Source organism: Candidatus Eisenbacteria bacterium, assembly GCA_018831195.1.
Taxonomy (GTDB): Bacteria; Eisenbacteria; RBG-16-71-46; order CAIMUX01; family JAHJDP01; genus JAHJDP01.
In genome coordinates this window covers 1-11,924 of sequence record JAHJDP010000039.1, presented here as the reverse complement: position 1 = coordinate 11,924, position 11,924 = coordinate 1, and the positions used below count along the sequence as shown (strand labels likewise).

The 11,924-nt window shown below is 54.5% G+C and carries 13 protein-coding genes; 2 read left to right on the top strand and 11 right to left on the bottom strand.

Going from position 1 to position 11,924, the window contains the following annotated elements; translation table 11 throughout:
* Positions 1 to 347: 347 nt before the first annotated feature.
* The 11 genes from KJ970_08100 to KJ970_08050 form a co-directional block, all read right to left on the bottom strand.
* The gene (locus KJ970_08100; protein MBU2690879.1) at positions 348 to 860 is read right to left on the bottom strand and encodes a cupin domain-containing protein; all 513 of its coding nucleotides are present in this window, start codon (positions 858 to 860) and stop codon (positions 348 to 350) included.
* Between the two features lie 68 nt (positions 861 to 928).
* Positions 929 to 1,252 carry a hypothetical protein gene (locus KJ970_08095; protein ID MBU2690878.1) on the bottom strand — a complete coding sequence of 108 codons (324 nt, stop codon included), beginning with the start codon at positions 1,250 to 1,252 and terminating at the stop codon, positions 929 to 931.
* Positions 1,230 to 1,748, bottom strand: a complete 519-nt coding sequence (locus KJ970_08090; GenBank protein ID MBU2690877.1) for an RNA polymerase sigma factor — start codon at positions 1,746 to 1,748, stop codon at positions 1,230 to 1,232. The genes KJ970_08095 and KJ970_08090 overlap by 23 nt, the downstream gene beginning before the upstream one ends.
* Positions 1,749 to 1,831: 83 nt before the next feature.
* Entirely contained in the window at positions 1,832 to 2,596 is a 765-nt protein-coding gene (locus tag KJ970_08085; protein MBU2690876.1) for a DNA alkylation repair protein, read from the bottom strand.
* Between the two features lie 57 nt (positions 2,597 to 2,653).
* The gene (locus KJ970_08080; GenBank protein ID MBU2690875.1) at positions 2,654 to 3,469 is read right to left on the bottom strand and encodes a class I SAM-dependent methyltransferase; all 816 of its coding nucleotides are present in this window, start codon (positions 3,467 to 3,469) and stop codon (positions 2,654 to 2,656) included.
* The gene (locus KJ970_08075) at positions 3,466 to 4,806 is read right to left on the bottom strand and encodes an AAA family ATPase (protein ID MBU2690874.1); all 1,341 of its coding nucleotides are present in this window, start codon (positions 4,804 to 4,806) and stop codon (positions 3,466 to 3,468) included. The genes KJ970_08080 and KJ970_08075 overlap by 4 nt, the downstream gene beginning before the upstream one ends.
* Before the next feature lie 166 nt (positions 4,807 to 4,972).
* The gene (locus KJ970_08070) at positions 4,973 to 5,575 is read right to left on the bottom strand and encodes a nitroreductase family protein (protein ID MBU2690873.1); all 603 of its coding nucleotides are present in this window, start codon (positions 5,573 to 5,575) and stop codon (positions 4,973 to 4,975) included.
* Between the two features lie 148 nt (positions 5,576 to 5,723).
* Positions 5,724 to 6,176 carry a DoxX family protein gene (locus KJ970_08065; GenBank protein MBU2690872.1) on the bottom strand — a complete coding sequence of 151 codons (453 nt, stop codon included), beginning with the start codon at positions 6,174 to 6,176 and terminating at the stop codon, positions 5,724 to 5,726.
* Between the two features lie 97 nt (positions 6,177 to 6,273).
* Positions 6,274 to 6,408, bottom strand: a complete 135-nt coding sequence (locus KJ970_08060; protein MBU2690871.1) for a hypothetical protein — start codon at positions 6,406 to 6,408, stop codon at positions 6,274 to 6,276.
* Positions 6,409 to 6,423: 15 nt separating this feature from the next.
* Positions 6,424 to 6,594: a hypothetical protein gene (locus KJ970_08055; GenBank protein MBU2690870.1), complete on the bottom strand. Its 171-nt coding sequence runs from the start codon at positions 6,592 to 6,594 to the stop codon at positions 6,424 to 6,426.
* A 159-nt stretch (positions 6,595 to 6,753) separates the two neighbouring features.
* Positions 6,754 to 7,383 (bottom strand): hypothetical protein, encoded by a 630-nt coding sequence (locus KJ970_08050; protein ID MBU2690869.1) that lies wholly within the window; start codon positions 7,381 to 7,383, stop codon positions 6,754 to 6,756.
* 266 nt (positions 7,384 to 7,649) lie between these two features.
* Here KJ970_08050 and KJ970_08045 point away from each other — a divergent pair, with 266 nt between their 5' ends.
* On the top strand, positions 7,650 to 8,258 hold the full coding sequence (locus tag KJ970_08045; GenBank protein ID MBU2690868.1) for a glutathione peroxidase: 609 nt from the start codon (positions 7,650 to 7,652) through the stop codon (positions 8,256 to 8,258).
* Positions 8,259 to 8,375: 117 nt separating this feature from the next.
* Positions 8,376 to 11,675, top strand: coding sequence for a protein kinase (locus KJ970_08040; protein MBU2690867.1), 3,300 nt, complete (start codon positions 8,376 to 8,378; stop codon positions 11,673 to 11,675).
* Positions 11,676 to 11,924: the final 249 nt, after the last annotated feature.

Here is an 11,924-nt window from a genome sequence, read left to right as displayed (position 1 = left end):
CCATCACCATTGGCATAGGGATCCTGCGTTGGTGTTCCTAAATAGGCTGAAGCGATCGTGGGAAGGGTTGTCAGGAATCCGGCAAGAAGGATTGCCAGGATTCCATGAAACACAATCAAGATTCGAAAAGCTCGGCTAACTAAGGTTGTCAAGCCATCTTTTGAGTTAATCGATAAGCACTATTAAAATTATCGGTGGATTCCGGATAAACTTGCATGGGGTGATGATCGATCTATGGCCCATTGATCAAATAACCGCAGCCAACTGTTCAATGTGTAAACTCCCCGGTTACAGAGCCTGCCTATTTAATGGGTTTACAAGGTGATTGCGGGGCTCCCGGGGCGCCGCTAATCCAAGGTCAATTCCTTGATCAGTTCTTCAAATTCGGGGTATTTCGATATCAGCTCTGTGCGAACAGCCGCCTTATAATCGGTGAATTCAAAACCGGGAACCATGGTCGTGCCCATCAAGGCATACTTGCCCCCGGAGACAAGCCGGGAACCCTGCCAGGATCCGGCGGGTGTCAGGATCTGCGGCCGATGGTCCTGTTTCAAATCGTTTCCGATCTTTATCAGCTCACCGGCGCCGTCGGCGTGAAGCTGCAGCATCTCGACCGGATCACCGCAGTAGAAGTGAAAGAGCTCATCTGCGGGCAGGAGATGCAGCGCGGAGAAAGTATCCGGCGTGAGCAAGTAGTAGATGGCGGTGCTGGCATGCCGATCCTTGTCATAGTTCGATGGCAGCGCGCCGGTGGGAATGTTGAAGCCGGAGCGGTAAGTCTCCCTGTAATACCCACCCTCATGAGGAAGCGGTTTTAGTTGAAGCTTCTGGATGATCTCTTCAGCGCCGAACATCGACATCCCCCTGAAAATTGGAATCCCTACGACAGCATCACTCTACACGATTTACCAAAACCTTACAGCAGTTGTTAAAAACCGCCGGATCTAATGAAAAGCATTCCCAAGGCGCCGATGGCCAAAAGTCCCGCCAGGGCAATGGAACCGCCGATCAACAACAGCTTGAGCCGCGCCCGTTCCCTCGCATCATCCAGAAGCAGACGCTCGGCATCCGGGGATAGCTGTATCGATGGGATCGAATGCGGCATTTGTTCACTCTGTGTCAATTTCATAGCATACTCCTTGTCTTCGGCCAGATATTGCTTCACCAGCGATTGACTATCACGGCTTGCTTCGCCTGCCCGGCAAAGCGGATAGAGATCGCCTATCACATCACGAGTGACTTCGAGTTTCACGATGTCCTCCTTTTTGTTCATCTTTGCCCGCCAGGGCATCCGCGAGGCGCATGCGGGCGCGATGAACCCTGACCTTCGCCGCTCCCACGGAAATATCGAGGGCGCTGGCGATATCCTCATACGGCAGTTCATGATCGACGCGAAGGAGCAGGGCCGCTCTTTCGCCTTCCGGAAGATTTCCGAGCGCTTTGAAGACGGATGCCAACCGCGCCTGATCGTCCAATCGATCGGCGGGATCCTGTAACGGCGCGGGGATCTCGTCGGTGAGTGGAACCTCCCGCCGTCTTTTACGCTGCCCGGTGAGATAGGTATTGCGGGCCACCGCCAGCAGGTAGGCGAGTGCGGTCTGTGTCTTGATCTTGGGCGCTTTGGTAAGGATTCGCACAAAGGTTTCCGAAACGATATCCTCGGCCCCGCTGCGATCGCCGCACAATCCCCAAGCAAAGCGGAAGACGGCGGATGCGTGCCGGCGATAGATCGTTTCGAATGAATCCATGACTGCCTCCTAATGTGAATACTCAGAAGCAGTCCATTGGTTACATGGGGATTTGTATGGGATCGGATATCCGGCGGCCATGCTCACTTCTTGGCGGATCTTTTGGGGGCCCCGCCCTTGGTCGCTTCGAGGAGGCGCTTGCGCTCATCTTTTGGAAACCGCTCGATGGCGTAACGGACGCTGGTGCGGGGGATCTTTGGGCCGTGTTTGAGAAGAAATGTCATTAGCTCTTCCATATCTGATTTGCCGGTCTCCCGAAGGAGCCACCCGACGGCCTTGTGCATGAGATCTTCTTTATCATCAAAGAGACGTGTCGCGATTTTATAGGCGGCCGGCACATACTTTTTCTGCTTAACCAGCGGCACAAAGGCGACGGTAGCCCCCCGCCGCACCCATTGTACGGATGATTCGGTCCAGGAGATCACCTCTGGAATCAGATCGGGATGCGCATCAATGAGGGGAGCGAGCACGGAAGGGGCGAGATTATCGACAAGCGCCCAGTTATCGGCCGAACGCTCGAGCCAGCGCTTGATATCTTTCACAAGGCCGGGGGCGGCCTTAGGCGCAAAGTGGGCCACAACCTGAAAACCGATCCCCCGCGATTCCATATGCGGATCTTTCACCATCTCATTACAGAAGCTGACCGCGTCTTTAATCGTCCAGCAATCCTTAACGCTGTCAATCAGGTCTTTCCGGAGCTGTGTCGATTGTTCATTACCCAGGCCGAAGAATAAAACAGGCTCCTTAAAATAACGTTGATATGATTCGGCCTTCTTTTTATCCGCCTTTGAATTCAGCGTCTTCAGCGTTTTCGCCGCGGCCTGTTGGGGGCTGAGCCTTTTTGTCATGAGATAGATTCTCCGGCGACGTTCATTGGACGCCGCACATCTTGGTATGATGGACGATCAGGACACACCTTCGCCGCCCGACCGAAATACAATCAGCCTGTATGCTTTGTTCGCTTTGAACTGTTTTGAATCGATCAGTTGCATTTCTTCCTTGCCCGATTTGATTTTGTTTCGACCGAGCCACAATGCCAGCCGGGTCACATGCGGATGCCGGATAACAAATCTCTCGCTGAAGATATTCACGGTAAGCAGAATCTTGTCAACGTATAGTTTTCCTATATCCAAAGTCTTCGTAATGCCGTCGGTGATATCTTCGTTCTTCATGACGGCGAAGTTGTTCGATTCAGCCTCAGCCAAAAAGAGCTCATATCTGTGCCCGCTCTTCGCCATCTTGCCGGTCGCCTCTTTGTTCACAAAATAATCGGAGATAATGAGGACGCCTGAACCTGTTAAGGCCTGGGCGGCTGTCTTGAAGAGCAGAGGCAGAGGGATATACTGCGCCGATTCGCTCATGATGATGACGTCATACTTCTTTTGGGGTGTGAACTCTTCAAAGCAGCAGAAGTGGAAAGGGGCATCGACTTTTGTGGCAAAGACTTCCTGCTGATTGATATCCGGCGACAGCCCTTCTACATTATAGCCCAGCTCTTTGAGCTTTGAAGACATGACACCGGTGCCGCAACCGACATCCAGAATGCTCTTGGCGTCCGAGGGGATTTGCTCGATTAATAGATCCTCATATCGAATTTGCGCCTTTTTCAGGTTCTCAAGAGAGAGCTCATCCTCGGGCAGCCAAAGGCCGTAATGAATCCGTTCAAGGCCCAGGACCTCGCTGTAAAAACGGAGCGCGCGATCGTTCTTTGTTCTTTTCATGGGGTTTCCCTCTTCATGAGGTGATTCTTTATGGCTCCTGCAAGGTAAATGGGAACGTGTATGCGGGGATTCCGACTCTCAATATTTCTTGCACTAAGCACTATGCTCTTTTGCGGTGAGTACCGTTCCTCATAGACGTTTAAGCTTTTTGATCGTGTAACATTCCCGGATTTCACTTCGATGGGGACAATGCCGAAGGCCGCCTCAATTAGAAATTCGATTTCCGCCATTCTCCCCACCCAACAATATAGATTTTGAATACCCGAAGCACGAAATTCCTGGGCCACAAAGTTCTCGGCTACATATCCTTTATAGGTCTTAAAATCAAAATCTAGGAAATGTACAGGTTCGATATCGCTGAAGGCGCCTAGAAGCCCCACATCGAAAAAGTATTGCTTGAACCGATTTTCCTTGGAAAAACCTCTCAGTGGCGTTTCCGCCCTTTCAATAATGGAGGTTCGTATTGTGAGGTTTGCCTTTTCCAGCCAGTCCATGGGAGAAGCCAACCGGTCATAACCGCGTATTCCAGGCACAGCATCTTTGAATTTAAATTTTGAAGTGGATCCATCTTGGGATCGGGCAAGTTGATGAGTTACATTCCGCCAGAGCCGTTCGATGTGCAATGCATTTGTCTTTCCTGAGTGTTTGGCGATATCTCCCATATATGTTTCGAGAAGGTCACGTTGGATTTCACGGGTGGCTTTTAGGGATTCATATTGGTTGTCCATTTTATTCCGATATGTCGCGACGACTTCGGGCAAACCACCAACGATAAGATATTGTTTCCAATGTTCCCACAATTGATCATGAGCGATTTGGGGCAGGGGTTTTGTAAAAACATAGGAACGAACCGAATTCACCAGACGTTCCTTCCCGATGCCTTCAAGAAATTCCTCGAAATTCATCGGGTACAAATCCAGAAAGGACACCTTCCCCACGGGAAACGATTCGCCGGTTAGGGTAACGCCGAGAAGAGAATCGGCCGCGCAAATGGCCAGCTGCGGGCTCTGCTCATGGAAATATTTGAGTGAGGTCAGGGCATGAGGACAATGCTGGATCTCATCGAAAATGATGAGATCCGTCGGCTGATTGATTGCAGAATCGAAGTAGAGCTGCAAGTCATCCAAAATACGGGCCGGATCCAGGTTCTTATCAAACAGCTCCCTGGCTCGAACATCTCGCTCGAAGTTTACATAGTAAAATCGCGGAAAGTGGTTTTTCCCGAACTCTAAGAGACTATAGGTTTTACCCACTTGACGGGCGCCCCGAAGAATGAGGGGTTTCCGTGTTTCGCGATCTCTCCAGTCAAGCAATGCTTGAGTGATGGTACGTTTCATATGAAAAATCCTACCAACATCGGTATTTATTGCAAGGAAATTATCTCCTGGGATGGTATTTTATGCATGTAATAAATGCCCACTGTGTGCATTTTTTGCAAGGAAAGGCTGAGGGGTCGATCCGGCTCCTCGGCCTCGTATCGAGTCTCCGGGTTGGGCGCCGGGACTAAAAGCGATCGGTCAGGACGACATCCGACATCGGCAATTGCCCGCCCCGCGAACGGGCCTCTTGGGTCGCCTTGCCGATGACGACAAACATCGCAATGACGTGATCCTCCGGTAGGTGGATCAACTTGGCGACCGTATCGAAGTCAAATCCGTCCATCGGACAGGAATCATATCCCATCGCCTTGGCCGCCAGCATCAGCGTCTGTGCGGCGATTCCACAAGAGCGCATCGCCTCGTCGCGTTGAACCTGATCGCGATCTTTGTAATACTGAATAATTGAGGGAACCACGAAGTCCTGAACCTGTTGCGGCGCGTTCTTCCAGTACCGGGCCGGATCCTTTTCCCATGATTTCAAATCGGCGCAGAGAACGACGAGGAGGGAGGCATCGGTCACCTGCGCCTGGCCCCATGCCGCCGCCCGAACCTGCCGCCGCAGCTCAGGATCCCGAACCAGCACAAAACGCCAATTCTGGATATTAAAGGCCGTCGGGGAACGCAAGGCCTTTGACATGAGGGTGTTGACATCTTCTTCAGGCATTTCAAAGTCGGGATCGTAATGTTTAACAGCTCGGCGCGCTTCGATGGCGGTTAGCGTGTCCATTTGATTCTCCTTCTGTTTTGGATTCCCTCTTCTGTTTTCATAATCTCTTTGTGTGAGTGATCCGTGGATGCGCTATGGGATCAAAACCAAAATTCTCATAGAAACTCCCGGCCGCGAGCGGGTCCCCTTTTGATTTTGATCGCCGCCGTCAATCCTTTTTGTTAAATAGCGTCCCGATCGCATAGCGTCCCGATCCGGCGAAGAGGAGGCCGAGGTAAACGACGAGAAGCTCCATCGCATGTGACGCCCCCGACCAGCCTGCGCCCTGTTCTCCGGCGGGAATGCTGAGGTGCCGCAAGACGGCAATCAGCATGGTGAAGGCAAGGAGCCCGGCCGCCGGTCGGAAGAAAAGTCCCAGGATCAGCAAGGCCGACCCTCCGAACTCGCTGAAGGCCGCCATGAACCCCCAGAACTTCGGGGCGAAGGTGATGCCGAATTGAGACATGGCGCCGCCGAGGTTATCCCAAAGACCGGGCCCGCCCTTGATCTTCCCGTAGCCGTGCAACGTCATCACCGTGAGTCCGATCCCGATACGGATGATCAGCAATCCGATGTCACGCTGGATCGGCTTGTTCGAGAGCAGCTTTTTAGACAGAGACATGACGACTCCTTTCTGGAGGCAACGCGGGAGCATAGCAGCCATGTGATCGGCGTCAAGTGGCGGCGAAAGATTGAAAGCCCTAAGAATCATTCAGGCATTAAGCGCTCTTGTCCCGTACAATAAAATCTACTTCACAATCCAGAATCTTCAATAAGGAGAGCAACTGACCGATTGATTTCCGGTAATTCGTTTGATCGGTAAGGCGGTAAAACTGCGCAGCGGATGTTCCCAACCTCCGGATAATTTCTCACTTTGACAATCGAGTTACTTCCAATCGCTTCCGGGTCTCAAGTGTCAATTTGTAGAGCAAGAGCTCTTTCAGATAGTCGGGATCCAAGTTATACTCTAATATTTGTTCAATGTGAATTGTGCCGTCGTCGCCGGAATCAAGAAGATATGTAAAGCCTTCCCGGGCCAATTCTCTATCGACATAAACCTTAACGATTGGATTTTCATAACAATCCCTCTAATTCGAGCTCGGCGATCAACTCCAGCACCTTCCTCGGGGCATCGCCCCTCATGAGCATAGCAGAATAATGTTACCTCCTGTGGTAACGGTTGTCAAGTTGGGAACCGCTCAATTCCGGCTCAGAAAATAGACAGCCGCCATGGTGCTCAGCGCCGCCGCGGCGTGAGAGATGATCGGTATGGCGAGCCCCTGATAGCGCGCGGCGATGCGTCTCCAGAGCCAAGCCACTAAAATTAAGACAACGACGGAAACGCAGGCCCAGAAGAGATGAAGAAATTGTAAAAGAACGAGGAGATGGTATCCGCCAAAGGCCGCATCCGCGAGGATCAAACCTCGGCTCCGCGTAAAGTCCGGACCGCGCCAGAAGAGTTCCTCGAGGATGGGATGGGGGATTACATAGTAAGCAGCGAAGAGCCACCAGTCGGCGCCGGAGAGACCGAATCCGGCAAGGGCGGATGTGAGTTCCTGCGGCGCGATGGCAACCCTTCCCCAGAGAAGCGCGATGATCGGTCCGCAGCCGGCGCAGAGGAGGGCGGCGGCCAAGCCCGGGCCGTGAGACCATCCGTCAAAAAGACGCTGCCACACAGCTTTCGGGCGGCCGCTCAGCAAGAAGAGCATGATCCCCAGATGATAAAGAAGGATGGAGATCCAGGCGGATCGGAAGAGGTAAAGCCCTATCAGGACCGCAAGATAGGGGAGCGCCATCATGGCAATGTGTCGTTTTTTGTCATCCGTCATCGTCCGGCCCCTTTCGCACCAGATCTTAACGGATGACCACGGCCGATCAACTCGGCGGCGCCCTTTCCTGTCGCTCGGTGGAACCAATGGATCATCCCCTGGTACCTGTGTGTTATTCTAAGCGGTGGAATTAGCCGTTGTTCCAGTCTCAGGTGCAGCGAAAGATACCGAATACGAAAGCGCGAGATGCGAAGGCGCAAGATGCGATAGCGCGAGATGCGAAGGCGCGAGATATGAAGGCGCGAGATATGAAGGAGAGAGATACGATGAGAAAGGGCGTTGCTATTATGTTCCTATCCCTGATGGCTTCCCTGTTGGGTTTTGGCAAGGCCGACGAGAGGCCTGCCGCCGTCAGCATTGTCGGCGAAACGGTCGTGCCGCTTTATGGCATATCCGTGACCAAGATTGACGGGACCAAGACGGCACTCGGCGAGTATAAGGGCGATCTGCTCCTCATTGTTAATGTCGCGAGCAAATGTGGTTTTACGGGCCAATATGAAGGTCTGCAGGCGCTCTATGAGAAATATGCGGATCAGGGTTTCAAGGTGCTCGGCTTCCCGGCCAACAATTTCATGAATCAGGAGCCGGGATCGAACGAAGAGATCGCCAAATTCTGCAGCGCAAAGTTCAATGTAACCTTCCCGATGTTTGAGAAAATCAGCGTGAAGGGGAAGGACATGCACCCGCTTTATCAATTCCTGACATCAGAGAAGCTCAATCCAGGTTTCGGCGGCGAGATCGGATGGAACTTCAACAAGTTCCTCATCAGCCGCGAGGGTCGCGTGATCGGCCGGTTCGGATCCCGGACGGCTCCGAATGATGAAGAGCTGATCAGTATGATTGAAAAGGGACTGATGGGCGCGGAGCCTAAATAGCTGCGGCTGATCCGAAAGGACTTCAATCCTTTCGCTTGAAATCCGGGACGCCTCGTTTCAATCTCACGGTGAGCTTTCCTCTGGCGATCCCGTGTTTTGATGATGCGAGGAGTGGAGATGAGCAGGATTGGAGGGCGCTATACGCTTGGCTCCCGCCTCGGCTCCGGGGCGATGGGCGATGTGTATCAGGCCGCCGACGCCTCATCCGGCCATACCGTCGCCATCAAGATTCTCAAACCTGACCTCATCCAGCGGCATCCGGAGATGCTGGAGCGTTTCCGGCGTGAAGGTGAAGCGCTGCGGGATCTCAATCATCCCAACATCGTGACCCTGCTGGATGTCATTGAAGAAGGAAACCGCCATTACATCGTCATGGAATATGTCGCCGGCGGTGATCTTGCCGCGCTCCTCGCCGCTTCGCCGGAAGGGATGCCCATCGACCGGTCGCTGAACCTGGCTCTCGATCTCGCCGACGCCCTGACCCGCGCCCATCGCCTTAACATTATTCATCGCGATCTCAAACCGGCGAATGTCCTGCTGGCCGAGGACGGCACGCCCCGCCTGACCGATTTCGGCATCGCCCATTTTGCCGGCGAGGAGAGCCTGACGGATGAAGGGGCTGTTGTGGGGACCTATGCCTATTTGAGTCCAGAGAGCTGCATGGGGCTGCCGGTCGATCATCGGGCCGATATCTGGTCATTCGGTGTGCTGCTGTTTGAGATGCTGATCGGGCGCCGCCCCTTTGCCGGCGATTCTCCGGGCGCGCTCATTACCGGCATTCTGAATAATCCCTTGCCCGACATCCAGAAGATGCGAACCGATCTCTCCAACGATCTGATCGATCTTATTTATCGCATGTTGGACAAAAACCGCGATGCCCGCATCCCCTCTGTGCGCCGTGTCGGTGCGGAACTTGAAACCATGATCAAGGGGATGAATGCCGCCGCCACGTCCGGCCCGCGTTCTCAGGAGCGATCGGAATTCACGATACCGGCCTCCGAACCCACCGCACGCCTCAAGCACAACCTGCCCCACCAGGCCTTTCCGTTTATCGGCCGGGAGGAGGAATTGGCGGAGCTGGGTGCTCTTTTAACAAAACATGATCACCCCTTGATCACCCTGCTTGGCCCCGGCGGCATGGGCAAATCCCGGCTGGCGCTCGAGGCCGCCGGGTGTCATCTCAACGCGTTCCGCAATGGGACGTTCTTTGTCGAATTGGCGGCGTTGCGTGATCCGGCGGGTATCCCCTCCGCCATTGCCGATGCAACCGGATTTCGTTTCTCGGAACGCGGCACGCCCCAGGAGCAGATTCTCAATTATCTCCGCAACAAACAGGTGCTGCTCATCATGGATAATTTTGAGCATCTCCTCGAGGGCCGCGAGCTCGTGACGTTTATTCTACAATCCGCTCCCGACGTCACGGTGCTGGCCACATCCCGCACCCGACTCAACCTGAATACGGAGACGGTTCTTCATCTCGATCCGCTTCATTTCCCGAACTGGGAGACACCCGAAGACGCGCTTCAATATTCCGCCGTGCAGCTTTTCATGCAGAGCGCCCAGCGCGTGCGCACCGACTTCGCATTGCAGGGAGAGGATCTTCATTACCTGGCCCGCACCTGCCGCCTGGTGGAAGGGATCCCCCTCGGCATTCTGTTGGCCGCGGCGTGGGTTGATACATTATCACTGGAGGAGATTGCCGGCGAGATCGGGCGGAGCTTTAACATTCTGGAAAGTGAGAGGAGCGACCTGCCGGACCGCCAACGCTCGATGCGGGCCGTCTTCGATTACTCGTGGCAACTCCTGACGGATGAGGAACGCGACGCCTTTGCCAGGATGTCGCTTTTCCGCGGCGGATGCACCCGCATGGCGGCGCAGGCGGTGACCGGTATTCCGTTGCGGACGCTGATGGGGCTTGTGAACAAATCGTTGCTGCGCCGCGATGCGGCATCAGGCCGCTTTCACATTCACGAAATGCTCCGCCGGTATGCCGGGGAGCGGCTTGAGGGCCTTGGAGATGCGGCGGATGTGAGCGACGCCCACGCGGCCTATTATCTGAAGGCGGTCGCCGGCCGCGAAGCCGACATCAAGGGGCGGGACCAGCTCGCGGCCCTCGATGACATCAGGTCGGATTTCGAAAATGTCCGCGCGGCATGGCAGTGGGCCGTTGAACGAAGGAATCTTGTTCTTTTGGATGCGTCCATGCATTGCCTTTATCAATTTTGCTTCTTCCGGCGGCAATATAACGGGGAGGAACTTTTCGAACGCGCCCTGGAGACTCTCACACCGGATCCCGGCGGCGACGCCGGCGCGACCCGCGTACGGTTGCTGGCGCGGCGTGAAGGTCTGTTGTCTAAAGGGGGGGAGGCGGATCCTGCCGCGGTTGAAGAGGCCCTGGAGAGCGCGCGAAGATTCGGCGATCCACATGAAATTGCGTTTTGCACATTGACGATGGCCAGGGCGCTGATGAATAGACTCCAGCTGGAGACGGCTATAGGCAAGTTTCAGGACGCGCTCGAGTTGTACGATAAGATCGGTGACGATTTCTACCGCGGGCTCATTAATCATTACATTGGGTTTTGCCGATCGCACTTGGGTCTGAGTAATCTTGAGACCGGCAAGAAGGCCTATGATCTATTATACAAAGCGGGCGACAAGATCGTTCTCGCCACGGTGATCGGCAATCTGGGCGAGGCCTGCCTGGACAGAGGGGATATCGACGCCGCCCGGCGCTACAAAGAAGAAGCGATCGGTCTGGCTCGGGAAACGAATAACCTGGGCCCCTTGGCTTGGAATCTCGTAAGATTGGCCGCCATTGAGTTGCAAGATGGCGATCCTGAGCGCGGCCGCGAGTTTGCGGAGGAGGCGCAGCTGTATGCCCGCGAATCAAACGATCCTATCGCCATCGGATCGAGTCAGATTGCCATGGGATACATGGCCGCTATCAATGCAGACTATGCCGCCGCCCTGCCGATGCTCGAGGAGGCGGTCCATCATATGAGGAGCAATCCGGCCGGGCAAGGATCGGCCACTGTCGCCCTGGCCGCCTGTCTCTGCGGGGCGGGACGGCATGAAGAGGCCGGAGCGCGCCTAAAAGATCTTTTCTCCGGCGCACTAACGGCCGGCGTCCGTGAAGATATCGTGTGGGCGCTTGTCCCCGCGACCCTTGTCATGGCCTCCCGCGGGAAACTGAATAACGCCGCCGAGCACATGGGGATGCTGTCAATTCATCCCCGCCGGCCGAAAGGCTGGCTCGCCGCCGACCCGCAGGTCATCCGTCTGCGTGCCGACTTGGAAGCCGCCTTGGGGAAGGCCGGCTATGCCGCGGCGATGAAGCGGGGCGAGGGGCTGGAGTTTGAAGCGGTGGTTCGGGAGCTGGCGGGGGAGTTGGGGGGCGAGATCAGCGGGCAACATTGAGAGGATTGTGGACCAAACTCAGGCTTGAAGGCTTGATGTGATTAATTGAAGGAGCAGGTGCAAAATTCCATAAGTAAAACCGGTCATGCTGCTATATATGAATTGCCTGATGATCGTCGAGGAGAAAATCCCGTGCAGAAGTTTGATTTTCTGGGATACACATTTCGTCCACGGCGTTCAAAGAATCGTTATGGTAAATTCTTCATAAACTTCACACCGGGTGTCAGTCGCAAGGCTTGCAAGGCCATG

Bases quoted from the DNA above. Each gene is read 5' to 3' on its own strand.
- KJ970_08085 (MBU2690876.1), bottom strand. From the start codon at position 2,596: ATGACAAAAAGGCTCAGCCCCCAACAGGCCGCGGCGAAAACGCTGAAG.
- KJ970_08100 (MBU2690879.1), bottom strand. From the start codon at position 860: ATGTCGATGTTCGGCGCTGAAGAGATCATCCAGAAGCTTCAACTAAAA.
- KJ970_08040 (MBU2690867.1), top strand. From the start codon at position 8,376: ATGAGCAGGATTGGAGGGCGCTATACGCTTGGCTCCCGCCTCGGCTCC.
- KJ970_08080 (MBU2690875.1), bottom strand. From the start codon at position 3,469: ATGAAAAGAACAAAGAACGATCGCGCGCTCCGTTTTTACAGCGAGGTC.
- KJ970_08090 (MBU2690877.1), bottom strand. From the start codon at position 1,748: ATGGATTCATTCGAAACGATCTATCGCCGGCACGCATCCGCCGTCTTC.
- KJ970_08075 (MBU2690874.1), bottom strand. From the start codon at position 4,806: ATGAAACGTACCATCACTCAAGCATTGCTTGACTGGAGAGATCGCGAA.
- KJ970_08065 (MBU2690872.1), bottom strand. From the start codon at position 6,176: ATGTCTCTGTCTAAAAAGCTGCTCTCGAACAAGCCGATCCAGCGTGAC.
- KJ970_08070 (MBU2690873.1), bottom strand. From the start codon at position 5,575: ATGGACACGCTAACCGCCATCGAAGCGCGCCGAGCTGTTAAACATTAC.
- KJ970_08050 (MBU2690869.1), bottom strand. From the start codon at position 7,383: ATGACGGATGACAAAAAACGACACATTGCCATGATGGCGCTCCCCTAT.
- KJ970_08045 (MBU2690868.1), top strand. From the start codon at position 7,650: ATGAGAAAGGGCGTTGCTATTATGTTCCTATCCCTGATGGCTTCCCTG.